Origin of the sequence: Tautonia plasticadhaerens (assembly GCF_007752535.1) — a bacterium.
GTDB classification, from domain to species: Bacteria; Planctomycetota; Planctomycetia; order Isosphaerales; family Isosphaeraceae; genus Tautonia; species Tautonia plasticadhaerens.
Map to the genome: position 1 here is coordinate 7,927,299 of NZ_CP036426.1, position 24,167 is coordinate 7,951,465.

The following is a 24,167-nucleotide window of genomic DNA, read 5'->3' on the forward strand; positions in this document are numbered from 1 at the left end:
CGATCCGGACCCGGGCGGGCGATCAGGAGTTGGAGTAGATCCGCCCCGGCCGCTCCCAGGAGTTCCACTTCGGCTCCCGGCGATACCAGCCCAGCCCGGCCGCGTTGCGGTAGCAGGTGCGGCCGAGGACGTGCATGATCACCATCGCCTCGTACAGCACGAACACCCAGAAGGCCCACAGGCCCAGCCCCGCCGCCGTCACGGTCGGCGCGTGGTACATGACCAGTCGCCAGCCGAAGACTGCCAGGAACAGGGCGAAGGCCGTCAGCATGCACGGGGCGAGATATTCCCGGCCGATCACCCGGACGGCGTGGGCGATGCTCACCGGGTGTGCCAGCGCGAAGTTGTCGTGCAGGATCGCCGCCGCCAGGCCCATCTGCACGTAACCGGCGGCCAGGCCGACCAGCGCCGCGATGGCCACCCAGTCGACCGGCCCCAGCTCCCCCCGGAGTTTCACGTACAGCACGATCGGCAGGGCCCCCACCCCCAGCCCGACGATCCCCGCCCAGACCCAGCGGGCCAGGCCTTCGAGGATCGTGTGCCGCTCCCAGATCGGGAACTTCGGGTGGTCGGTGCGGCCCATCGCCCCGTCGGTCAGCACCAGGGCGAGGTACAGGAGCACGTACCCCGCGACGAAGGTGAAGCTGATCACCAGCGGCAGGGCGAACGGCAAGAGCAGGAGCGCCAGCGGGTTGAACCCGCCCCGGGGCGCGTCCCGGAAGAACATGACGATGTCGAAGACCGGCACCGACATGAACGTCAGGAACGGGGGGAAGAAGACCAGCAGCATCAGCCCCGGCCCGTCGACCAGCGGGAAGGCCAGGGCCTCCCCCAGCCCCAGCGGCCTCCCCCGCTTCGGGTACTGCTCCGACGGCCGTTTCCGCCCGACCAGCCGGCGGAAGAACCCGACCTGCTCGGACGGCTCGGCATCCCGGATCTGGCCATCGGCGCCGACCACCCGCCCGCACGAGGGGCATCGGCCGAACCCGCCCTCATCCGGGTCGGGTGCCTTCAGCCACGAGCCGCACTTGCAGATGACGATCGCCATGGGCGTCCCGGATCCGTCCGAAGTGATTCGATCCGATGCGGGCGTCGGGCCCGATCGGGCCCGGGAGGGGATCGCGTCGCGGCCGTCCCGGTCCGACTCGATGGGGGCTGCGGCATCCCCCTCATGATCGCCGATCCCGCCCCCGGGCGGAACCCCCCGGTTCAGCGGGGGCGTCGGCGGGCCTCCCCGACGGCCCCGGGTCGGTCGCCCCCGGCCCCGGATCCGGGTCGACGTCGAAGCCGATCGGCCCGACCGCCGTGGCCCCCGGGATCGGCCCCCAGGCCGGTTCGCACCGGGCCCGGCCCGCCTCCCTCGCGCCGATCGACCCGGCCAGCGCCAGGGCGCCGATCGCCGCACCGGCCAGGAGTTGCTGCCTCGGGGTCGGTCGGGCGTCGTTCATGGTCGCATGGCCTTCGGGGACGGGAGCCGCCTCGATCCGATCGCCCTCGGCGCCGCGTGGGCCGGGCGATCCCGACCCAATCGTACGGGCCCCCGGCAAGCCCCCGCAACGGCCCCTTCGAGTCCTCACCAATCCCGGGGCCCGCCGTCAGGCCGGCTCCGACGAGGTCCGATCGCCTTCGCCCGGCGCCGGCCGGTCGCCCGGGGCCCGGGGCCCGGGCGGCTGCATCGCGAGGCGGACGACCCAGGCGACGAAGGCGATGGCCAGCACGTTGAGCGCCGTCGACAGGATGGCGGCGGCCGTCGAGTCCTCGTCATCGGCCTCGGCCGGGCGCCGGCCCCAGGAGGAGGGGAGCGTGGGGTCGGGGGCCTCGGGCACGCCGGTGGCGACGGCCAGGGCCTCGACCTCCTCGGGATCCAGCGGCAGCCCGGCGATCGTCAGCGCCGAGGCCGGGCCGCTGTTGGCCGTCAGGGGCACGGCCCGTCGGCTCGGCCCGGCGAGCAGCACCTGCACCCCCAGCGTCTCGACCGGCCCGTCCTGCCCGGCGTAGCTGCCGGCGGCGATCCGGGCCGGCCTCAGGAACGGCATCCGGACCGCCCGGCCCGGCGTCAACCAGCCGGGCAGCGGGCGGAGCCCCAGGGGGGGGCCGTCCCCCGACCTCCGCGAGAGCCCCGGCACCTCGCCGGCCGGGGCCAGCACGATCGCCGCGTCGAGTCCCCCCCGGCGGACCGCCTCGACCAGTTCCCGGTCGGTCCCGGCCAGTTCGGGCTCGCGGCCCCGGCCGAGGATCCGTCGGGCGATCGCCCCCGAGCCGCTCCCCTCCGGGGGCACGCCGACCCGCCCCGAGAGGGGATCCTCGGCCCCGTCCCCGAGGCGTCGGACGAGGTGGACCAGCCGGAAGCCGACCACGGCCGCCGCCTCCACCCGGGTCTCCCGATCCGGGCCGCCGTCGATCAGGCCGGGGAAGAAGCGCTCGGCCCCCATCAGGGCCATCCTCGCGTCCCCCCGGGCGACCGCCTCGGCCGGGTCGTCGACCCGGGTGCTCGACACCGGGCGGTCGGGGAACGCCGACCGGGCCGCCACGACCGCCTCGGCCTCCAGGTCGCCGAAGTCGTCCCGGCGGTCGATCGCCAGCGCCAGCTCCGTCGAGGTCGACACCAAGCCCCCCTCCGGCTCGGCCGGCAGGAGCCCCCGGTCGACCAGGAACTCCCGGGCGACGATCGCCGGCCGGCGGCCCTGGATCTCGACCCGGGCGTTCAGCGCCCGCATCGCCTCCGCGTCGAGCCTCCCCGAGAGCGGCGCCAGCGCCCCCTCGATCGCCGGCCAGCGCCGGAGCGCCTCGTCCCGGACGACGAACGCCGCCTCATACGGGGGGAAGAACCCTTTCGGGTCGTCCAGCACCCGCAGGCCCAGCCCGGGGATCACGCCGTCGGTGCCGACGCCGATCGCCACGTCCACCCGGCCCCCCTCCAGCGCCCGCATCCGGTCCAACACGTCGGGGATGACCGCCGGCGGCGACGACAGCCGGATGCCGTACGCCTCCACCAGCGGCCCGAGCCCGTCCCCCGGCCTCCGGAGGAACTCCGGGGGGCAGGCCACCCGGATCCCCCCGGGGAACTTGCCCGGATCCGAGAGGTCGTCGATGCTCGCGAGCCCCAGCGCCGACGCCCGGCCCGAGGGGACGAGCACCGCGTAGCCGTTGTCGAACCCGAGCGGCCCCAGCCATCGCAGCCCCAGCGGGCCGTACGCGTGCCTGGCCGCCTCGATCGACGACCCGGCCTCGCCCCCCGGGGCCTCCCCGCCGATCAGGTTCAGGGCCGTGCCCGAATACTCCGCCATCAGGTCGACGGCCCCTTCCCTCAGGTTCGCCTGGGCCTGGTAGCTGTCCGTCGCCGTCTTGATCCGGGAGACGGGCACCCCGGCCTCCCGCAGCAGGCCGGCGGCCATCTCGGCGAGGATCGCCTGCTCGACGAAGTCCTTCGAGCCGATCGCCACCGAGTCCCGCCCCCCACCGCAGCCGGGGAGCACCGTCGAGGCCAGGAGCAGGCCAATGATGCAACTGCGCGTCTTCATCGGTCAGGCCTCCTCCACGCCGGGCCGAGGCCGGTCGACCGCCGCGCCTTCCGTGCGCCCCGATCCCCGGGCCCGCCCCGGGTCGGTGGCGAGCGACCGGACCAGCGCCGCCGCCTGCAGGAGCAGGATGAGCGTCAGGGGCAGGGCGAAGCTGATCGCCCCGGCCCGGACCACCGCGATGTTCTTGCTCAGCGTCAGCGCGGCCCCGAGGGCCGCCAGGGTGATCCCCCAGGCGAACTTCCGGGACCGAGGGGGGTCCATCGCCCCCCGGCTCGTCAGCATGCCGAGCACGTACGTGGCGCTGTCCACGCTCGTCACCACGAAGACGAACAGCAGCACGAGGGCCGTCCCCATCAGCAACGCCGGGGCCGGCAGGCGGTCCAGCAGCGCGAACAGCGCCGTCGTCACGTCCTCCTCCACCACCGAGGCGATCCCGCCGGCCCCGTGGGTCTCCTCGTAGATCCCCATGCCGCCGAAGACGGAGAACCAGACCAGCGAGAAGGCCGTCGGCACCAGCAGGACGCCCGCGACGAACCCCCGGATCGTCCTCCCCTTGCTGATCCGGGCGATGAAGATCCCCACGAACGGCGCCCAGGCGATCCACCAGATGAAATAGGTCAACGTCCAGGAGCCCACCCACTCCCTCAGATCTTCATGGGGGTAGAGCCGGAACGAGAGGCTCGGCAGCGCCGAGAGGTAGTCCCCCAGGCCGGTGATGAGGCAGCGGAGCAGGAACGGCGTCGGCCCGACGAGCAGGACGAAGGCCATCAGCAGGATCGCCAGCGACATGTTCACGTTGCTGAGGATCTTGATCCCCTTGTCCAGCGAGGTCGCCGCCGAGGTCATGAAGGCGGCGAAGAGGACGAGCAGCAGGAGCAACGCGAACCAGGTCGCGTCGGCCGGCGTGCCCACCACCAGGTTCAGGCCCGTCTGGAGCTGGAAGACCCCCATCGCCAGCGACCCCGCCACGCCCAGGGCCACCGCCAGCACCGCGACCAGGTCGGCCAGGTCCGCCACCGGCCTCACCCACCTCCCGGTGAAGGCCGCCCGGATCGGCGCCCCGGCCAGGAAGGAGGTCCCCCTGCGGTAGTGGAAATACGCCAGCACCAGGGCCCCGACGCTGTAGACCGCCCAGGCGTGGAAGCCCCAGTGCAGCATCGTCAGCACGATCGCCTGCCTCGCCGCCTCGGGGGAAAGCGGCTCACCCAGCGGGGGCGAGGCGAAGTGGGTCATCGGCTCGGCGACGCCCCAGAACAGCAGCCCCACCCCCATGCCCGCCGCGAAGAGCATCGCCAGCCAGGAGGCCGTGGAGAACTCCGGCGTGTCCCCCGGCCGGCCCAGCGTGATCGACCCATACGGCCCGATCGCCAGCCAGGCGGCCAGCACCAGGAACCCGGTCACCGAGCCCATGAAGAACCAGTCGAGCGTCTCGAAGAACGTCGAGGTCAGTTCGGAGACGGCGCCGGAGAACGTCTCGGGCCAGAGGATCCCGGTCAGGGCCACGATCACGCAGCTCGGCAAGGCGACGTGAAACAGCCCGATCCGCCCCCTCCCGGGGCGAGGTCGGTCGTCCATTCGATCACTCTCATCCCAAAGACCAACGGGAGCAGGTCGGCCGGGCGCATCGACGCGTCACCGGCCCGAGACGGCCCCCCCGAGCCTAACGGCATCCCCCGGCCGAAGACAGGTCCCATCCCCGGGCCGCCGCCCCGGGCCTCAGCCGTCCCTCGGCGCGAACCGGGCGGCGGCCTCGGCCGAGGGGGTGTCGATCGGCGACAGCTCCCCGGCGTCGAGCCGGGAGACGCGATCGGCCACCAGCCGGTCGAGCATCGGGTCGGGCCCCAGCGGGGGCCCGAGCAGGAACGACACCCCCGGGTGCCGGGCGGCCAGGCCCTCCCGGGCGGCGGTCAGGTCCCGCAGCAGGTGGACGCCCATCGACAGGAAGTACGGCAACATCAGGACCCGGGTCGCCCCCCGGGAGACGCATCGGTCCCCCGCCTCGGGGATCTCCGGCGTCGTCAGCTCCAGGAATCCGGGCTCGACGATCGGGTAGCGGCCCTCGCCCGCCATCCGGGCGGCGAGCCGTCGCAGGTCGGCGTTGGCCGGCTCATGCCGGCTGCCGTGGGCGATGAGCAGCACGGCGGTCACGTCGTCTCGGGGCATGATCGGGCTCGGTCTGCTCGAGTGCGGGCGGGAGGATCGCCCCCCCCATTCTACCACAGGAGCCCCCGACCGATCACCCCGATCGGGCCCGCCCCGTGGCCCACGCGGGGGGAGCCCTGACGGGATCGGTCGTCTCCGACCCCCTCCCCTGCATGCGGGGGAGGGGGTGGCCGGAGGCCGAGTAGGCCGATTGTGAGGAAGTCGAGGCGGAACTCGTAGGAGCCATACCGACGGCGGCCCCACCCGAACGGGGCGGCGGCCTCACCGGGCCTGCAGGCGGAGGCAGCGGGCGAGCAGCTCCGCCCGGCTCGACACCTCGAAGCGCCGGTACAGGGCCGTCACGTACTCGTGCACGGTGGGGCGGCTCAGCCCCAGCCGCACCGCGACCTGCTTCTCACTATCCCCTTCGAGCAAACACTCGAGGACCTGGCGGAGCCGGGGCGGGAGCCCGGTGATGACCCGGTCCGGCTCGCGGAGCAGCACCGGGCCCACCAGCCGAGCGAGCTCGTGGTGGAGCAGGTGCACCAGGCGACGCTCCCGCTCGGCGAACCGCGCCGCGCCGGGCGGGCGGAGCAGGACGATGAGGTGGATCGCCCGCGGATCGCCCAGCGCGGATAGCGAGTGGACCCAGTCATCCACCCCGGAGGTCCGACGATACTCGTTGAAGACGGCCGAGGAGTACCAGGCGTCGTCGGCGATGAGCTGCTCGCGCCTCCGCGTCACCAGCGGCCGCGCCAGGCCGACCAGCGGCGCGAAGGTGACGTCGTCTGCCGGGCTCCGCTCCATCTCGAAGTCCATCAGCACCGCCCGGGCGGCGGCCGAGTCCCAGCCGACGTCGGCCGGCGCGTGCAGGGCCTCCTTCCAGGTGGGCCCGTCGCCGCGCACCTCTGCCGCCAGGCCGACCTGGGCGCCGACGAGGCGACGGAGCCCGGCGAGCAGGTGCTCCCTCCAATCCCGCACCCGGCCGCCGAGGTCGCGGCACTCGCCGACCAGGCGGTACGCATCCCTGAGCTCGCGCAGCCGGGGCCTGGACGACTTGCCCATGAGGCGCTCCCCCGCCCGGGCGGCGCGGGACGACCCCTCTGTTTAGAGGGATGGATCGAAAGGAACCGTGCCTTTACTCATGATAATGATCCCGCCGGTTGAATGGATAGAATTTTTTCCCGGGGGGCAACTCATGTCGTCCGACCCGACCTGCCCGCTCTGGGGCGACGCGCTATCGGCCGAGGCCCCGCTCGGGCTCTGCCCGGCCTGCGTGCGGCGGGCCGGCCCGGCCGGCGACACGGCCGGGGGCCTCGAGCCGGACGCGGTGACCCGATCGTTCCGCCTGTCGGACCCGACCGCGATCGCGGCCGGGCCGGCGAACTTGGCGCCGGGCACGGTCCGCTGCTTCGGCGACTACGAGCTGCTGGAGGAGATCGCCCGGGGCGGCATGGGCGTCGTCTACCGCGCCCGCCAGATCAGCCTCAACCGCCCCGTGGCCCTGAAGGTGATCCGGGCCGGGCACCTCGCCGACGAGGGCGACGTCCGTCGTTTCCGCCTGGAGGCCGAGGCGGCCGCCGCCCTGGACCACCCCGGCATCGTGCCCGTCTTCGAGGTCGGCCGCCACCGCGGCCAGGACTTCTTCTCGATGGGCTACGTCGCCGGCCGCAGCCTGGCCCAGGAGCTGGCCGCGGGCCCCCTGCCGTCGCGCCGCGCCGCCGAGCTGCTCCAGCAGGTGGCCGAGGCCGTCGCGTACGCCCACGGCCGCGGCGTCCTGCACCGCGACCTGAAGCCGGCCAACATCCTCCTGGACGGGCGCGGCCGGCCGCGGGTGACCGACTTCGGCCTGGCCAAGCGGGTCGAGGGCGACAGCGGCCTGACCCGCTCGGGGGCTGTCGTGGGCACTCCCAGCTACATGCCGCCCGAGCAAGCCGAGGGCCGCAATGTCGAGGTCGGGCCGGCGGCCGACGTGTACGGCCTCGGGGCGACGCTGTACGCGGCGTTGACCGGCCGGCCGCCGTTCCAGGCGGCGACGGTGGCCGACACGCTCCGGCAAGTCGTGGAACGTGATCCGGTGCCGCCGCGGCGGCTGAACGCAGCCGTGCCGCGCGACCTGGAGACGATCTGCCTGAAGTGCCTGGAGAAGCCGGCCGAGCGGCGGTGCGCCTCGGCGGGCGAGCTGGCGGCGGACCTGGGCCGGTGGCTGGAGGGCCGCCCGATCCGCGCGCGGCCCGTCTCGCCGCCGGAGCGGACCTGGCGCTGGTGCCGTCGCAACCCGGTAGTTGCCGCCCTGTCGACCGCCCTGTCACTGCTGCTGGTCGCGGCGGCCGTCGGCGCGACGCTGGCGGCGATCCAGCTCCGACACACCGCCGAGGAATACCGCCGCCTCTTCGTCCGGCAGCTCGTCGACGCCGGTGTCCGGTCCCTGGATCGGGGGGACCCGCTGGGCTCGCTCCCCTGGTTCGCCGAGGCACTCCGCCGCGATGGCGCCGACCCGGATCGCGAGCGGGACCATCGCATCCGGCTCGCCGCCGTCCTGGGCGGCTGCCCCCGCCTGGTCCAGGTCTGGGGCCACGACGGCGGGGTCGCCTCCGCGGTCTACGACGCCGCCGGCCGCCGCGTCGTCACCGCCAGCAATGACAAGACGGCCCGCGTCTGGGACGCGGTGACCGGGCAACTGATCGCGTCACTGAGGCACGGCGACGCGGTGCGGCACGCGGCGTTCAGCCCCGACGGCCGCCGCATCGTCACGGCGAGCGTGGACGGTCGGGCACGAATCTGGGATGCCTCCACCGGGGACCTGCTCGAGACCCTGGAGCACGGCACTGGGGTGCAGCACGCGGCGTTCAGCCCCGACGGCCGTCGCGTCGTCACCGCCGGCCACGACGGCGCGGCCCGGATCTGGGAGCTCGCGATCGGCGGCCAGCCGAAGCTCTTGAGGCATGGCGCCATGGTCTGGCACGCGACGTTCAGCCCCGACGGCTCCCGCGTCGTCACCGCCAGCAATGACAAGACGGCGCGGGTCTGGGACGCCGACACCGGGGCACCCGTCACGTCACCGCTGGAGCACGACCGACAGGTGCGGCGCGGCGCGTTCAGCCCCGACGGCCGCCGCGTCGTCACGGCCTGCTACGACGGGACGGCGCGGGTCTGGGACGCCGACACCGGCATGCCCCTCACGACCCTCGTGCACGACGGCATCGTCTGGCACGCGGCGTTCAGCCCCGACGGCTCCCGCGTCGTCACCGCCAGCCACGACGGGACGGCGCGGGTCTGGGACGCCGACACCGGCATGCCCCTCACGTCGCCGCTAAAGCACAGGACGCTCGCGTTGTACGCGGCGTTCAGCCCCGACGGCCGCCGCGTCGTCACCGCCAGCGACGACAAGACGGCGCGGGTCTGGGACTCCGACACCGGCGCGCTGCGTGCCACGCTGGTGCATTGCGGGCCGGTGCAGCGGGCGGCGTTCAGCCCCGACGGCCGCCGCGTCGTCACCGCCAGCGACGACGGCACGGCCCGTGTCTGGGATGTGGCCGTCGAGATGCCACGCCTGACCCTGAGGCACGGTCCCGGCGTGTGGAGCACGTCGTTCAGCCCCGACGGCCGCTATGTCGTCACCGCGGGCGAGGACGGCGCGGCCCGGATCTGGGACGCGGCCACCGGCGCGCACCTCAGGACCCTTGAGCACAACTCGGCCGTGTTGCACGTGCAGCACGCGGCGTTCAGCCCCGACGGCCGCTATGTCGTCACCGCGGGCGAGGACGGCGCGGCCCGGATCTGGGACGCGGCCACCGGCGCGCACCTCAGGACCCTGAAGCACGGCGCCATGGTCTGGCACGCGGCGTTCGATCCCGACGGGTCCCGCGTCATCACGGCCGGCGGAGACGCCCCGGTGGGGCGGACCATCAATCGAATCGATCGGGTCGCCAGGCCCGCGACCGAGGGCGTGGCCCCGGGCGAGGGCACGGCCAAGGTCTGGGATGCGGCGACCGGCGTGCTGATCGCAACCCTGAGTCACGGCTCGATCGTGACGCATGCGGCGTTCAGCCCCGACGGCTCCCGCGTCGTCACCGCCGGCAACGACGGCACGGCGCGGGTCTGGGACGCCCACACCGGCGTCCCAATCTCACGCCCGCTCCGGCACGGCAACGGGGAGGATTACGCGGTGGTCTACGCGTCGTTCAGCCCGGACGGGTCGCGCATCGCTACGGCCTGCTACGACGGGACGGCGCGGGTCTGGGACGCCCACACCGGCCGCGAGCTTCTCTCACGGTCGTTGATGCACGGCCGCTCGGTGGCGGTTGCCGCGTTCAGCCCGGACGGGACGCGCGTCCTCACCGCCAGCGAGGACGGCACGGCGCGGGTCTGGGATGCTGACTCCGGCAAGCCGATCACGCCGTCGATGGCGCATGGCCGGCCTGTGTGGCACGCCACGTTCAGCCCCGACGGCCGTGCCGTCGTCACCGCCAGCGACGACGGGACGGCGCGGGTCTGGGACGCCGACACCGGAGCTCCCCTGACACCTCATCTCGGCCACGGGAGAGTCGTGCGGCACGCGGCGTTCAGTCCCGACGGCTCCCGCGTCGTCACCGCCGGCGACGACGGCACGGCCCGGATCTGGGGCCTCCGGCCCGACGCTCGGCCGGTGGGAGACCTCGTCCGGATCGCCCGCGTCCTCTCGGGACATCAATTCCAGGAGACCGGAGGGCTCATCACCGTCGGCCCGGACGACCTGCGACGCGACTGGCTGTGGCTCCGGGCACGCTACCCGTCGCAATCCGCCCCGGTTGAGTGACGACCACCGCGATGCCCCCGGCCCGCGGCCTCGACCGGCCCCGTGGGCCGAACGTCATCGATCGTCTGATACGGAATTGCGTCGAGCCGTAACCATTGCGGACCGGGGTGGCCGGGCGCACGACCGCCGACCGGCCCGATGCCCGCCGTCCACGCCTTCCGCTTCCGGGCCCAAGACGTGGCGATCGGACAACTCAGGACGAATTGATGACGACGGCTCTGCCGAAAGTCGACAGCCTGGCCGACCGGACCGCATCCGCTGTGAGAGCATGGCCTGAGGAGCCCATATCGCTCCTGAGCGGTGCGTTATCTGGGGCGGAGGGCGCACCGCAGTCCCGCGCAGAGGATGCCCTCAGGTGCGGACCGGGGGCAGCTCCTCGGTCGTCTCGACGCCACGATCCAGGGCGAGCTGGTAGAGGTCGACCACGTGGTTGAGCAGCAGCTCGCCGGCGGCGCCGACGAAGGAGACCTGCTGGCCGACGTGCGCGAACGTCTTGCCCATCGTCGAGGCCGGCACGAGCGTGATGCTGTCGGCCAGGTTGACGACCCGATAGGCGTTGGGGACCAGCTCGCCGAACGCCTTGACAAAGGCAGGGTCGCCGACCCGAGGGCCTGCGAACGAATAGAGGCGGATTTGCTCCGACAGCTCCGGCCGGAGCAGCGCCAGCCTCAAGGCCCAGATCGTCGCCACCGCCGAGCCGAGGCTATGCCCGGCGATGTAGCAGGGCTTCGACGGGTCGAGCAGCGCGGCCACCTCGACGGGCCTGGGCCGGATCTGGGCGGCCATCGCCAGGAAGCCGCCGTGGATCCAGCCGCAGAACCGGCCCGACTCGGGGTCGGTGTAGGGGCGTTGGGTGCTGGAGAGGTTGTGCAGCCACTCGGCCGAGGTCTGCGTGCCCCGGAAGACGACCACGTTGGCGCGCTCGGTCTTCAGCACGAAGCCGACGAAGACCGGGAGGCGGTACTCGTGGCGGACGTAGCGGGGCACCGTCTCATAGAGCGCCGTCTCGACCGGCCGGACGAGGCGCTGCATCGGGCTCTCGGCCCCTTCCCAGAGGGGAGGGTGCTCCACGTCCAGGTATTGCTCGTAGAACTCCTGCTCGGCCACGAGCGTGGCGACCTGGTCCGAGGTGCCGAAGCGGTCGCGGAACTGGATGGCCTCGGCGAAGAAGCGGGCCATCATCGGGTCGTCGCCGAAGACCTGCGCGAACTCCCGGACGCGGGTCACATTCCCCGAGTAGTCGGGAGCCGCCCGGCCGATGCGGTACTGCATCACGGCCATCTTGCAGGCGAAGATCATCCGGCGGGCCTCGTCGCGGTCGTAGGGGACCCTCGGCGGAGGGATCGCGACCCGTTCGCCGAGGTCCAGGATCGACCGCACCTCCGCCTGCCAGGCCGCCTCCGTCGCGTAAGCGGCGGCGAAGGGGTCCCCGACCGCCCCCTCGACCGGGGCCCTCCCCCGGGCGACCGAGCGCCGCCAGCGGAAGAAGTCGGCCACGCTGCCCGCCACGAGCCCCAACCCGACGCCGCCCAGCAGGACTCGGCGCCGGGTCCATCGGGCCGCCTCCCGCTGCTGCTCCGCCCCCCGGCGGGCCCGACGCCGGGCGATCAGCCGGGCGAGCCGATCGCGGTCCACCGTGCGGGCCCCCTGGAAATACTCGTTGGCCACCCGGCCGACGGCCAGGGTCAGGGCGAAGTAGGCGGCCGCCTCGGCCCAGCTGCGGACCACCGGCACGTACAGGCTGATCGAGAAGACGACCATGAACGCCATCACCGCCACCGCCACCGCCCCGATCAGCCCCAAAGCAGCGATCGCGATCGTCAGCGGCCCCTGGCCCCGGGAATTCCCCCAGCGCCGGCCGACCTCGCGGATCATGAACCCGTTGAGGAGCAGGACGACGACGAGCTTCAGCTCGTACATCCAGGAGGCCGACGGCAGGGCCGTCACCAGGGCGCCGGCCAGCGCGAAGGTCAGGATGAGCCGGTGGGCCTCCGCGTTGACCGCCAAGGCGGCGTCCAGGACCGTCGCCGCCTGCTCGACCGAGGGTTGTCCGTCCGCCGGGCCCTGCGCCTCGCCGTCCGGCGCGGCGGCCTCGGTTCGCTGATCATGCGCCATGATGGTACCTCGTGTGGTCACACGCTCGGCGTCACCACGTCCAGGTGGCGATCGCGAGGTCCGAAGGTCGGCCGACGGCGGATGTGGGCACCCTGGGACGATGCCCCGACGACCGGAGGACGTGCTGGCGGCCCGCGTGAAGGGTGAGATGATCCGGCGACCGCTCGCCGTCGAGGCGATCGATCCCCGGCGATTCCATCCGAGGCGGACCGAATTCTCCAGATGTCATCATACCGCAGGAATCGACGGACTCCTTCGAAGCCGCCTCGAACGCTCACGGCGAGATTCGGGGGCGAAAAACCTGGACGAGGGCGTCAGTGCGGTTTTAGACACCTCCCGAGACGGCGTTCCCCACCGGGGTGGCGACGGGGGGGCCGTGAGGCCGATCGACATCACGATGAGGCCCTGACCCTGAAACAACCAGCTGGAGATCAGAATCCCACTGCCCGGATCCAAGTCGGAACTCGCTTCAAGCCGATGAGATCAGTCAGATACCCGGGCAAACCGTTTCCCGAGGCCCTGGGACTCGGGCGTTGGCCGACATTCGGGCATCCGACGGACAGGACGGGGATGCCAGCAACTCCAAATTCCTGAAGGTGGACCGATGGCAGGATGCCGCCCCCTTCGCCTGCGAGGCCGGTTCGCAGCCGCCCTCACCGTCACTCTGATCGCGTCCGCGGGCGTTGCCCGGGCGCAAGCCCCGCCACCCCCCTTGCCGCCGGCCGGGATGCCGGCGCCGGGCCTCTCCGACCTCTACGACGGCCTTCCGGCGCCGATGGTGATGACCGGCCCGGTGACCGCACCCGGGCCCGCGTATCCCCCCGGCTACGGCGCGGCGCCCCCGATGCCCCGGGTCGAGATGGGGGTCCTCGACACGATCGCCGAGTCGATCTTCGGCGACGCCTCCGCCCCGGGCAAATGGCGGCCGCTCTCGCTCGGCACCTTCTTCAGCGAGGGCTGGCTCGAGCCCTGGGCCGGCGGCCCCGCCGGGCGATCCGGCCTGACGCCGCGCCACGGCTGGCTGGGGGCGTTCGAGGGCGTCTTCTACCGGCTCTGGCTCGTGGATATGATCTACCAGAACAACCTCAACCGGCCGTACGGCGGGAATGGCTACCGGGGGGACGCCGCCATCTTCATCCCCTTCAGCCGCCGGTTCGAGCTGTTCCTCAACGTGCCGTTCGTCACCGCCAACGGGACCGAGGACCCGACCCGAGGCTACCGCTCGGACTTCGGCGACATCTCCATCGCCGGGTCGTTCCTGCTCTCCGAGACGGAGTCGTTCACGCAGTTGTTCACCCTGGGTGCGATCGTGCCGACGGGCCAGACCGAGACGGGGGGGGATCTCATGACCATCTTCCCCCGCTACTCGTTCTGGAGCAACCCGGGCGGCGGCGCGTGGGTGTTCCGCGGCGGGACGGGCATCAACGTCCCGCTGAACAAGAACGACCAGCGGCCGGACCCCGTGATCGAGCCCGGGGGGGGACTGGTGTTCGGCGAGTCGACCTCCCAGACGAGTTACAACGCCGCCCTGGCGCTCGGCCGCTACTTCACGCCCCACGACGTGCCGTTCGGCGACCTCGTGCTCTATGCCAACTGCAACCTCATCGTCCCCCTCGAGGATGACAACCTCCCGACCTACGTCGGGGTCGGCCCCGGCACGCGGTTCCACATCGCGAACAACTTCTGGTTCCTGCACTACTGGGAGTTCCCGCTGACGGGCGACAAGCCCTACGACTACCAGATGTCGACGGCCATCGTGAAGGCGTACTAAGGAGTCGCGCAAGGATAACCTGGTCAGAGATCTGGAGGGGCACGTGCCGGGGTGGCCGGGGTCTCGTCCGCGAGACCCCGGTGCGATGGCCTCCCGGCCGGGGTCTCGCGGACGAGACCCCGGCCACCCACCCCCGGAATTTCACCAGTTTCTTCTTGCGCGACCCCTAATCTCCGGCGCCCGTCGCCGTCGCCGTCGCCGTCGCGTCGGCGGCGGGGGGCGAATCGCCCGAGGCCGGCTCGATACCGGGAAGCGCGTCATACCTCGGGTCGACCGGCCCCGCCCCGGGGGCAACCAACGCCTCCCGGGCGGTGCGTCATCGTGCGGGGCGGGCGGGCCTCGGGACCGGAGGCCACCGACGATGGCAGGATGTTCGACCGTCGACCCTCCCGAGCCGACTGCCGGCCGCGACGCTCGTCGGCGGAGGCGCCAGGGCAAAAGAGCAAACACGATCGCATGATATCAATCCGCTGGCATGGCAATTTGCCGGGATATCTAGATTCTAGGGATTGGGCACATTATGGTGGCCCGTGCGGGACCGATGCGACGTCGCGTGGCACCGCGATCGTGCGAGTACCTTCGTGATTGCCGCGGGCCCCGTGGGAGAATCGATGATGACGCGCACCTTGAGGTGGAGCCTCCTGATTGCCCCGACCTTGATCGTCGCGTTGGCGACGACGTCCGAGGCGTGCCATCGGCGTCGGGCCCGCGCGACCGCCACGACCTGCTACGCGGGGTATAACTCCGCGGGGTACACCTACGCGGGCACCACGGGCTACTACGACGCCGGGGGCGGCTACGCCATGGCCGGCGGGGGATACGACTACGGCGGGTATGCCGGCGGCACGGCTGGCTATCCCGGCGGGTACGGATACGGCTACAACCCGGGCGGCCTCGGCGGGCCGTACTCCGGGCTGGGCGTCCGGCCCGGCCTGGGCTTCGGCGCACCGGGCCTGGGCATGGGCGGCAATCCGGGCGGCCTCGGCGGGCCGGCCTCCGGGCTGGGGGTGCGGCCCGGCCTGGGCTTCGGCGGCTTCGGCCCGGGTCGCTGACCGTCCCCCGGTCCTCCGATCCCCCCGCGGGGGCGCCCCGGCCTGGGCCGACGGGCCCACCCGGGGCGATGTCGGCGGCGGCCCGTTGATGGTCGCCGCGCCCGGTCCCCGCGCGGCCGGCGGCCGGCGAGGGCGCTCGCACGCCGGCGGCTGCGGCCGGGCGTCACCGCGGTGGCGACCCGGCCCTCCGCTCAGGCCGCACGGGCGGGCGTTGGCGGCGGACAGCCCCTCCGCCGGGCTGGCCCTCGGGCCGGCTGGAGGGGCCCGAGGCCAAGCGGTTGCTCAGCGACGTCCTGGTCGGCCTGGTCGAGCGGCGGGAACGCCACGACGGCGACTCCGCCGTCGTCCGTCGCCAGGAGCGGGTAGGGGGCCGGTTGCTCCCCGAGCAGACCCCGCGGATGAAGGTGCGGCACCGGCCGGCGTCGATCTACGTGAAGCACATCGGCGGGCCGGACGGCTGCGAGATCAACCACGTCGAGGGCCTGCGGGCGTACCGAGCTGAAATGAGGGGTCGCAGCGTATTCGCCGCGATCGGGCCCGCCGGCCGGGCGTTGCCCCTAATCGACGCCCGGGGCTCCCCGATCGGGCTCTCGCCGGGCACTCCACCCCGGCCGCCTCGCCGATCGGGTTGCGAGGCCCGCTCCGGACCCCGGATAATGGCCCTCGGAGCGAGCCGAACGACCCCCGGGGGATCCCATGACGCAGGCCAGCGCCTCGACCAGTGCCCGACCGACCGGCCCCGGAGGCCCGGCCGACGCCGTGCCGGAGGTGGCGATCGTCGCCCAGCACGCCTCGCTGGAGTTCGGGGGGGAGGCCGCCCTGCCCTTCCACTTCTTCCGGGTGCTCCGCAAGCGGGGCGTCGGCGCCCGGCTGGTCGTCCACGAGCGCTGCCGGGACGCCGTGGCCGGGGCCTTCCCCGACGACCTCGACCGCGTCGTCTTCGTCCCCGACCGGGCCATCCACCGCCTGCTCTGGCGGGTCGGCTCGGTGCTGCCGGGTCGGGTCGCCGCCATGACGACCGACACGCTGTTGACCCTGGTCACCCAGTGGCAGCTCCGCCGGGCCGCCCGGGATCTGATCCGGGACCACGGCGTCGGCCTCGTGCACCAGCCGATCCCGGTCTCGCCGAAGGCCCCCTCGCTGATCGGCGGCCTGGGGGTGCCGGTCATCATCGGGCCGATGAACGGCGGCATGGACTTCCCCGACGCCTTCCGCGGCTACGACGGCGCGGCCACCCGGCTGCTCTACCAGGTCGGCCGACGCGCCTCCTGGCTCGCCCACCGGCTGATCCCCGGCAAGCTCCGGGCCGACGCCCTGCTCGTCGCCAACCGGCGGACCGCCCTCGCGCTGCCCTCCGGGGCCAGGGGGGAGGTGATCGAACTGGTCGAGAACGGCGTCGACCTCGACGTCTGGGACGCCCCCGACGACCCCCGGCCCGACTCCGACCGGGACGGCCTCCCCCGCTTCGCCTTCCTCGGCCGCCTGGTGGACTGGAAGGCCGTCGACCTGCTGCTGGAGGCCTTCGCCCGGGTCGTCGCGCAGGCCCCCGCCCTCCTGGAGATCCTCGGCGACGGCCCGATGCGCCCCTCCCTGGAAGAAAAGGCCCGGGGACTCGGCCTGATCGGCGGCGACGGCCCCGACCGCGTCGAGTTCCTCGGCTGGCAGCCCCAGGCCGAGTGCTCCCGGCGGCTCTCCCGGGCCGACGCCCTGGTGCTCCCCAGCCTCTACGAATGCGGCGGCGCCGTCGTCCTGGAGGCGATGGCGATGGCCCGACCCGTCGTCGCCACCGACTGGGGGGGCCCGGCCGACTACCTCGACCCGAGTTGCGGGATCCTCGTCCCGCCCGACTCCCGGGAGGGCTTCGTCTCGGGCCTCGCCTCGGCCATGCTCCGGCTGGCCGGCGACCCGGACCTCCGCCGCCGGATGGGAGCGGCCGGGCGCCGGAAGGTCGTCGATCAGTACGCCTGGGACCGCAAGGCCGAGGCGATCCTCGCCATCTACGCCCGGGTCGCCTCCCGGGCCCCCGGCCGGCCCGTCGGCTGACCCCCGCCCTCCCTCGACGGGGGCGGGGGCGGCCTCGCCCCGATCAAATGGTGATCGGCTTGCCCAGCTTGCGGCGGACGGCGACGAACTGGCCGACGTGCATGATCGGGTGGCTGCCCACCATGTTCATGATGGCGCCGACGGTGGGGGCGAACGACGGGAACGTCTCGTCGGTGCGGTCGAGGTCCTCGTCGGAGAGGCTCTCGAGCAGGGCGAGGGTGGCCCGGCGTTGGGCCCCCCAGAGTTCCTGGTATCGCTCCCGGGGGTAGAACTTCGAGGGGTCGTCCTCGGCGTGCGTGCCCTTGGCGTGTGCCTCCTGGAAGCCGGGCGGCAGGGCGGGCGAGGTGCCGGGCTTGATCAACTCGACGAAGTGCCGCTCGGACCCGATCAGGTGCCCGAGCTGCCAGGCGATGTGGTTCATCCCCTCCACCGGCCGGATGAGCAGGTCGGCGTCGGAGAGGTCCTTCAGGTAGGTGTCGACGAACATCGCGCTCATGTCGATGGTGCTGCGGATCACGTCCGTGGCGTTCATGGGGGGGGCGGGCTCCGGGGGGGAGGGGGGAATCGGGTCCCCGGGGCCGTCCCGACCCCGGGGATCGAGGCCCCCGGTCAGGGGGCCTCGTCGGCGTCGGCCGCATCGCCCTCGGGGTCGAGCACGAAGTCGGCGATGAACAACTGGCTCGTCTCGTCGGCGGTGCGGCCCTTGGAGGTCCACATCATCTTGGTCCCGTCGGGGCTGAAGACGGGGAGGCCGTCGAAGCCGGGGTAGTAGGTGATCCGCTCCCTCGCGCCGGTCTCCGCGTCGAGCAGGTAGACCTCGTAGTTGAAGTGCCCCTGCTCGCTGGTGGCGTAGGCGAGGTGTCGGCCGTCGGGGTGGAAGTAGGGGCCCCAGTTGACGTGCTCGTTGTCGGTGAGCTGCCGCTCGTCGTCCCCCTCGACGCTATTGACGAAGATCTGGAGCAGGTCGTTCTGCTCCCGGTCGCTCCGGTAGATGAGGGACTTGCCGTCGGGGGAGAAGAAGGGGCCGCCGTCGTAACCGGGGGCGTTGGTGATCTGCCGGACGTCGGAGCCGTCGGCGTCCATGACGTAGATGTCGGCGTCGCCGTCCCGGAAGCTGGTGAAGACGATCTTCGAGCCGTCGGGCGAGTAGCTCCCCTCGGCGTCGTAGCCGGGGGCCTCGGTGATCCGGACGAGGCCCGAGCCGTCGGGCTCGGCCCGGAAGATGTCCATGTGCGGGTCGAAGTCCCAGGCGTAGCGCTCCGACCGGCTGTAGGCCGGGGCCTTCTGGCCGTCGGACTCGGCCGACCCGTCCTCGAGGGCGGGGTCGAGGTGCGAGGAGGCGAAGAGGATCGATTTGCCGTCGGGGTGGAAGAAGGCGCAGGTGCACTTGCCCTCCCCTGTGCTGACGAGCTTCGGCTCTGCGCCCGGGATCAGCTCGGCGGTGTAGATCTGGTACGCATCCCACCCCTCCGGGGGGGCCTGCAACGTGGTCGGCTCGGGCCAGCGGGCGGCCTGGAAGATGATCGACGTGCCGTCGGGGCTGAAGTACCCCTCGCCGGCCTTGGCGAAGCCGAAGGTGACCTGGCGGATGTCCTTGAGGTGCCGGGCCTCGTTCGCCGCGACCTCCTCCATCGACATCTGTTCGGCGCCGGGGGGCCCGCCGTAGGGGGACGGCCGCCCCCCTTGCTGCTGCGGGGCGATCGTCGCCGGCAGCAGGGCCGAGAGCATCGCGAGGGTGAGCGTCATCGTCGAGGGCCTCCCAGGTGATCGGGCCCGGGGCGTCCCTGTTCGACCCCCGGCGGCGGGACTAGTATAGGGGCTGCGTCCCGCCCCGCCAATCGGCCCGAAGCCGCACACCGAGACGAGCCCGCGGGCGCCTCCCGCCCGGAGGAACTGGTTCCTTGGCAAAGATTTATACGAAAACCGGCGACGACGGCACCACCGGCCTGCTCGGGCCCGGCCGGGTCCCGAAGGACGACCGGAGGATCGAAGCGTACGGCACGGTCGACGAGCTGAACGCCGTGCTCGGCGTCGCCCGGGCCGACCGGGAGATCGGCCTGGACCTGGACCGCAAGCTCGGCCTGGTGCAGGAGGAGCTGTTCGCCGTCGGCGCCGCCCTGGCCGACCCGGATCCGGAGGGGCCCTTCCACGGGGCCGTCCCCGGGCACTTCGCCGATCGGCTGGAGCGAGAGATCGACGCCCTCGACGCCGAATTGCCGAGGCTGGAGCACTTCATCCTCCCCGGCGGGACCCCGATCGCCGCGAGGCTGCACCTGGCCCGGACCGTCTGCCGACGGGCCGAGCGGGCCGTCGTCTCCCTGGCCCAGGCACCGGGGCAGCACGTCCCCGAGCCGATCATCGTTTATTTGAACCGCCTGAGCGACTACCTGTTCGTGCTCGCCCGATCGGCCAACGCCCGATCCGGCGTGGCCGACGTGCCCTGGAGGGGCCTGTGAACCTGCCCGGCAAGGCCGTGCTCATCACCGGGGGCCGCCGGGTCGGCGGCGAGCTGGCGAGGCTCCTCGCCGACCGGGGGGCGAAGCTCGCCATGACCTACCGGACCAGCCGGGAGGCGATCGAGTCCACCCTGGCCGACTGCCGGGCCCGGGGGGCCGAGACCCTGGCCGTCGAGGCCGACCTGGCCGACCCCGAGCAGGCGGATCGGGCCGTGGCCGAGGTCGTCGATCGGTTCGGCAGGATCGACGCCTTGGTCAACATGGCGAGCATCTACGAGCGGACCCCCTTCCGGGAGCTGACCCCCGAGCACTACCACCGGATGATCGCCGCCAACCTGAGCGCCCCCTACTTCGCCGCCGTGGCCGCCGGCAAGGCGATGCTCGGGCAGCCGGGGATGGACGGCCCCCCGGGCCTCAAGGGGAAGATCGTCACCGTCGGCGACTGGTCGACCGAACGCCCCCGGTCCGGCTACCTGCCCTACATCGTGGCCAAGGGGGGCCTGACCACCATGACCCTGGCCCTGGCCAAGGAGCTCGCCCCCCACGTCGCCGTCACCATGGTGCAGCCGGGGACGATCGAGCCGCCGCCGGACCTGGACGACGCCGAGCGGTCGGCCATCCTCCGGGCCACCCCGCTCGGCCGGATCGGCTCACCCGACGACGCCAACGCCCTGATCCTCTGCCTGCTGGAGGGGACCGACTTCGCCACCGGCGCCTGCTACCGGGTCGACGGCGGCCGGTTCCTCGGCACCGACGACGAGCCGACCTGACCCCTCCCCCCGGGCCGGGGGACGCATCGGGAAACGCGTCCCGCCCCCGCCCCCGCCCCCGGGGAACGCCTCCGGGGACACGGCCGGGGGTTTGGCCCGGGAATCGCATGGCCACGCATCCCTCCCGAATCCCCCCTTGAGGGGGGACGGGCCCGTCGAGGAGACTGGATCATGACGCGATGATCGCCGAAACCGACCGGACGGTTGCCGCACCGCGGGGGGAAGCCGCTATAATTTCGCGGTGCCGCCCGCGACTCACCGAACCGTCAGCCGGCCTCCCGGCGATGATCACGAGGCCCTTCGGGACTGCGACCGGACGATGACGGGAGACCTCCGCACGATCCTGAACGTCCACGGCGACGGCGAGACGAGGGCGGCCGTCTCGAACCTGCTCAGGGCCGAGGGGATGCGTCCCCGAGACCTGGCCTCGGCCGACGAGGTCCTCGCCGTGCTCCGGAGGCCCGGGGCCGAGGGGGCGGGGCTGGCCCTGGTCGACGCCTCGCTCGACGAGGCCGAGCCGCTCTGCCGGGCGTTGAAGGGCGGTCCGGGCCACTGGCTGCCGCTGCTGCTGACCCGATCGGCCGACGCCGACCCGCCCCCCTCCCTCTCGGCCCTGGCCGACGACGTGCTGCAACGGCCGCCCGACCCCGGCCCCTGGATGGCGGCCGTCCGGGCCTGGCTCCGGGTCGGCGCCCGGCTTTCCGAGTCCCGGGCCGAGGCCGGCCGCTGGCGGGAGATGCTCGAGGCGATGGAGGAGGGCCTGGCGATGGTCGGCCCCGACGGGGCGATCCGCTGGTGCAACCCCGCCCTGGCCGAGCTGCTGGGGGCCGAGCCCCGGGACCTGGTCGGCCACCGCCTGGCCGACCGGGCCTCCCACCTCATCCCCCCCGGCCGCCCCTGGCCGCTCGACCGCACCCTCCGGGGCGGCGGCCGCCTGCGGGACGAGTGGGAGCTGGGCCGCCGCTGGCTCCGCTCCACCTCGGCCCCCCTGCGGGACGACCGGGGGGCGATCGGCGGCGCCGTCGCCTCGCTGGAGGACGTCTCGGCCGAGGTCCACCTCCGCCAGCGGGTCGCCCGGGTCGAGGGCGAGGCCGCCGCCCGGGAGCAGCAGATCGAGCAGCTGGAGCGCGACGCCCGGCTCTACCAGGCGCTGGCCGGCATCGACGGCCGCCCGGGGGACCGGGCACGCCACCGGCCGTCGATGAGCCAGGCCCTGCCGGGGTTCTTCTGCGACGCGGTCGAGCAGTACGGCCGGGTGCTCGACCTGCGGCTCCGGCGCCGCGGCTACCTCGTGGAGGACGAGCCCGACGGCTCGGCCGAGCTGACGACGCTGGCCGAGCGGCTCGCCGACGCCGGCGCCGGCCCCCGGGACGTCGTCGAGCTGCACGCCCTGGCCCTCCGTCAGCGCTCCTCGGGGGCGCAGTCGGCCAAGGCGAGGGCCTTCGCGGAGGAGGCCAAGGTCGCCGTCCTCGAACTGATGGGCCGGCTCGCCGAGCACTACCGCGCCGGCCGGGGCGCGGCGGCTCGGCCCGTGACGGCCCCCCCGGGGCCGTCCCCGGGACCGTCGGAGTGACCGCTTCATGGACCGCTATCTCCTCAAGCTATATGTGACCGGGCTGACCTCCCGGTCGCAGCGCGCCATGGCCACGCTCCGCCGCCTCTGCGAGGCCGAGCTGGCCGGGCATTACGAGCTGCTGGTGGTCGACGTCCTGGAGCGCCCGGAGCTGGCCGAGCGGGACAAGGTCCTGGCCACCCCCACCCTGATCAAGGAGCTCCCCGAGCCCGAGCGGCGGATCATCGGCGACCTGTCCGACCCGGCCCGCGTGCTCGCGGCACTGGAGTTGCAAGCCGCCACCCGCCCTTCGGAGCCCACCGCCGCGGAGGCCGATTGACCCGACCATGTCGATTTCCAAGCTGCCCACCGAGATCCACGGCTTCGACCTGATCGCCTGCGGCGGCCTGCCCGAGGGGCGCGCCACGCTGATCGCCGGCTCCTCCGGCAGCGCCAAGACGGTCTTCGCCGCCCAGTTCCTCGCCGCCGGCATCATGGAGCGGCGGGAGCCCGGGGTGTTCGTCACCTTCGAGGAGACGCCGGAGGACCTCCGCAGCAACTTCCTCGGCCTGGGATGGGACATCGCCTCCTGGGAGGCGGCCGGCCTCTGGGCCTTCGTCGACGTCTCCCCGGAGCCGGGAGAGCCCCCCATCTTCGCCGGCGGCTACGACCTGGGGGCCCTGATGGCCCGGGTCCAGTACGCCGTCAAGAAGGTCGGCGCCAGGAGGCTGGTCCTCGACGCCCTGGGGGGCGTCTTCAGCCAGTTCCCCGACGAGACCACCGTCCGGGCCGAGCTGTTCCGCCTGACCCGGTCCCTCCGGGGCCTGGGCGTCACCGCCCTGATCACCGCCGAGCGCGGCGAGGAGTACGGCGCGGTCTCCCGGTACGGCGTCGAGGAGTTCGTCTCCGACAACGTGATGATCCTCCGCAACGTCCTGGACGAGGAGGTCCGGCGCCGGACCCTGGAGATCCTCAAGTTCCGCGGCACCGACCACCTCAAGGGGGAATGGCCCTTCACCATCGTCCCCGGCCGGGGGATCGTCGCCATCCCCCTGGCCGCCCTGCAGCTGAAGCAGAAGTCCTCCGACGTCCGGATCTCCTCCGGCAACCCCCTGCTGGACCAGATGTGCGGCGGCGGCTTCTTCCGGGACTCGATCATCCTGGTCAGCGGCGCCACCGGCACGGGCAAGACCCTGCTCTCCACCGAGTTCATCGGCGGCGGCGCCCGCTCCGGCGAGCGCTGCCTGCTCTTCGCCTTCGAGGAGAGCCGGGAGCAGCTCTTCCGCAACGCCTCGGGCTGGGGCACCGACTTCGCCACCATGGAGGCCGACGGCCTGCTGAAGGTCGTCTGCACCTACCCCGAGTCGACCACCCTGGAAGACGCCCTGATCCTGATCAAGGAGACGATCGACACGTTCCGGCCCCACCGGATCGCCATCGACAGCCTCTCGGCCCTGGAGCGGGTGGCCCCCGTCAAGAGCTTCCGCGAGTTCGTCATCGGCCTGACCTCCACGATCAAGGACCAGGAGGTCCCCGCCCTGTTCACCGCCACCACCGACAGCCTGATGGGCGGCTCGTCGATCACCGAGGCGCACATCTCCACGATCACCGACTCGATCATCCTGCTCCGCTACGTCGAGCTCTTCGGCGAGATCCGGCGCGGCCTGACCGTGCTGAAGATGCGCGGCTCCTGGCACGAGAAGGTGATCCGGGAGTTCACCATCGACGGCTCCGGCCTGCACGTCGGCTCGCCGTTCCGCAACGTCTCCGGCATCCTCTCCGGCGTGCTCTCCCACGCCGGGGCTTCCGACCAGGAACGCCTCGAGAACCTGTTCCGGGACGACCTCCCCCCCCGTCCCGGCTGAGCCGCATCGGCCGGCGGGGCGAGGCGAGGACCTTCGGGATCTCCACCCCCGAGCACGAGGGCAGGCGAGACGAGACGACGAC

18 protein-coding genes and 1 pseudogene are annotated in these 24,167 nt (G+C 73.0%); 10 read left to right on the plus strand and 9 right to left on the minus strand.

All coding sequences use genetic code 11. The features are described 5' to 3' along the window. Positions 1 to 22: 22 nt before the first annotated feature. The 6 genes from ElP_RS31535 to ElP_RS31560 form a co-directional block, all read right to left on the minus strand. Entirely contained in the window at positions 23 to 1,048 is a 1,026-nt protein-coding gene (locus tag ElP_RS31535) for a hypothetical protein (protein WP_145277045.1), read from the minus strand. A gap of 121 nt (positions 1,049 to 1,169) precedes the next feature. After that, positions 1,170 to 1,448, minus strand: a complete 279-nt coding sequence (locus ElP_RS31540) for a hypothetical protein (RefSeq protein WP_145277047.1) — start codon at positions 1,446 to 1,448, stop codon at positions 1,170 to 1,172. Between the two features lie 147 nt (positions 1,449 to 1,595). After that, on the minus strand, positions 1,596 to 3,521 hold the full coding sequence (locus tag ElP_RS31545) for a glycine betaine ABC transporter substrate-binding protein (protein WP_145277049.1): 1,926 nt from the start codon (positions 3,519 to 3,521) through the stop codon (positions 1,596 to 1,598). Positions 3,522 to 3,524: 3 nt separating this feature from the next. Further along, entirely contained in the window at positions 3,525 to 5,096 is a 1,572-nt protein-coding gene (locus ElP_RS31550) for a BCCT family transporter (RefSeq protein ID WP_145277051.1), read from the minus strand. A gap of 141 nt (positions 5,097 to 5,237) precedes the next feature. Further along, positions 5,238 to 5,684 carry a sirohydrochlorin chelatase gene (locus tag ElP_RS31555; RefSeq protein WP_145277053.1) on the minus strand — a complete coding sequence of 149 codons (447 nt, stop codon included), beginning with the start codon at positions 5,682 to 5,684 and terminating at the stop codon, positions 5,238 to 5,240. Between the two features lie 261 nt (positions 5,685 to 5,945). Then, positions 5,946 to 6,728: a helix-turn-helix transcriptional regulator gene (locus tag ElP_RS31560; protein ID WP_145277055.1), complete on the minus strand. Its 783-nt coding sequence runs from the start codon at positions 6,726 to 6,728 to the stop codon at positions 5,946 to 5,948. Positions 6,729 to 6,861: 133 nt separating this feature from the next. Between ElP_RS31560 and ElP_RS31565 the strand changes: the two genes are divergently transcribed. Next, positions 6,862 to 10,461, plus strand: coding sequence for a protein kinase domain-containing protein (locus ElP_RS31565; protein ID WP_197446525.1), 3,600 nt, complete (start codon positions 6,862 to 6,864; stop codon positions 10,459 to 10,461). Positions 10,462 to 10,812: 351 nt separating this feature from the next. Here ElP_RS31565 and ElP_RS38935 read toward each other — a convergent pair whose 3' ends face one another. Further along, positions 10,813 to 12,576, minus strand: a complete 1,764-nt coding sequence (locus ElP_RS38935; RefSeq protein WP_197446526.1) for a lipase family protein — start codon at positions 12,574 to 12,576, stop codon at positions 10,813 to 10,815. Positions 12,577 to 13,369: 793 nt separating this feature from the next. On the opposite strand from ElP_RS38935, the gene ElP_RS31575 reads away from it, so the two are divergent. The 4 genes and pseudogenes from ElP_RS31575 (at position 13,370) to ElP_RS31590 (ending at position 17,442) form a co-directional block, all read left to right on the plus strand. Next, complete coding sequence (locus ElP_RS31575) at positions 13,370 to 14,347, plus strand: hypothetical protein (RefSeq protein WP_145277058.1); 978 nt, start codon at positions 13,370 to 13,372, stop codon at positions 14,345 to 14,347. A gap of 611 nt (positions 14,348 to 14,958) precedes the next feature. Continuing rightward, positions 14,959 to 15,399: a hypothetical protein gene (locus tag ElP_RS31580; RefSeq protein ID WP_145277060.1), complete on the plus strand. Its 441-nt coding sequence runs from the start codon at positions 14,959 to 14,961 to the stop codon at positions 15,397 to 15,399. Positions 15,400 to 15,677: 278 nt separating this feature from the next. Further along, positions 15,678 to 15,878: pseudogene (locus ElP_RS41450) on the plus strand (DUF1571 domain-containing protein); the annotation flags it as partial. Positions 15,879 to 16,095: 217 nt separating this feature from the next. Further along, a complete protein-coding gene (locus ElP_RS31590) occupies positions 16,096 to 17,442 on the plus strand; it encodes a glycosyltransferase family 4 protein (RefSeq protein WP_145277062.1) in 1,347 nt (448 codons plus the stop codon). Positions 17,443 to 17,485: 43 nt separating this feature from the next. On the opposite strand, the gene ElP_RS31595 is transcribed toward ElP_RS31590, so the two are convergent. Both ElP_RS31595 and ElP_RS31600 read right to left on the minus strand, forming a co-directional pair. Then, positions 17,486 to 17,974, minus strand: coding sequence for a DinB family protein (locus ElP_RS31595; protein WP_145277076.1), 489 nt, complete (start codon positions 17,972 to 17,974; stop codon positions 17,486 to 17,488). 77 nt (positions 17,975 to 18,051) lie between these two features. Then, positions 18,052 to 19,188 carry a TolB family protein gene (locus tag ElP_RS31600; protein ID WP_231749337.1) on the minus strand — a complete coding sequence of 379 codons (1,137 nt, stop codon included), beginning with the start codon at positions 19,186 to 19,188 and terminating at the stop codon, positions 18,052 to 18,054. A gap of 155 nt (positions 19,189 to 19,343) precedes the next feature. Between ElP_RS31600 and ElP_RS31605 the strand changes: the two genes are divergently transcribed. The 5 genes from ElP_RS31605 to kaiC all read left to right on the plus strand — a co-directional run bounded on the left by ElP_RS31605 (position 19,344) and on the right by kaiC (position 24,085). After that, positions 19,344 to 19,898, plus strand: coding sequence for a cob(I)yrinic acid a,c-diamide adenosyltransferase (locus ElP_RS31605; RefSeq protein WP_145277078.1), 555 nt, complete (start codon positions 19,344 to 19,346; stop codon positions 19,896 to 19,898). Next, positions 19,895 to 20,668 (plus strand): SDR family NAD(P)-dependent oxidoreductase, encoded by a 774-nt coding sequence (locus ElP_RS31610; protein WP_145277080.1) that lies wholly within the window; start codon positions 19,895 to 19,897, stop codon positions 20,666 to 20,668. The genes ElP_RS31605 and ElP_RS31610 overlap by 4 nt, the downstream gene beginning before the upstream one ends. 319 nt (positions 20,669 to 20,987) lie before the next feature. After that, positions 20,988 to 22,241 carry a PAS domain-containing protein gene (locus ElP_RS31615; protein WP_145277082.1) on the plus strand — a complete coding sequence of 418 codons (1,254 nt, stop codon included), beginning with the start codon at positions 20,988 to 20,990 and terminating at the stop codon, positions 22,239 to 22,241. A gap of 7 nt (positions 22,242 to 22,248) precedes the next feature. Beyond that, positions 22,249 to 22,560, plus strand: coding sequence for a circadian clock KaiB family protein (locus ElP_RS31620; RefSeq protein ID WP_145277084.1), 312 nt, complete (start codon positions 22,249 to 22,251; stop codon positions 22,558 to 22,560). Positions 22,561 to 22,567: 7 nt separating this feature from the next. Beyond that, the gene (gene kaiC, locus ElP_RS31625) at positions 22,568 to 24,085 is read left to right on the plus strand and encodes a circadian clock protein KaiC (RefSeq protein WP_145277086.1); all 1,518 of its coding nucleotides are present in this window, start codon (positions 22,568 to 22,570) and stop codon (positions 24,083 to 24,085) included. Positions 24,086 to 24,167 lie beyond the last annotated feature (82 nt).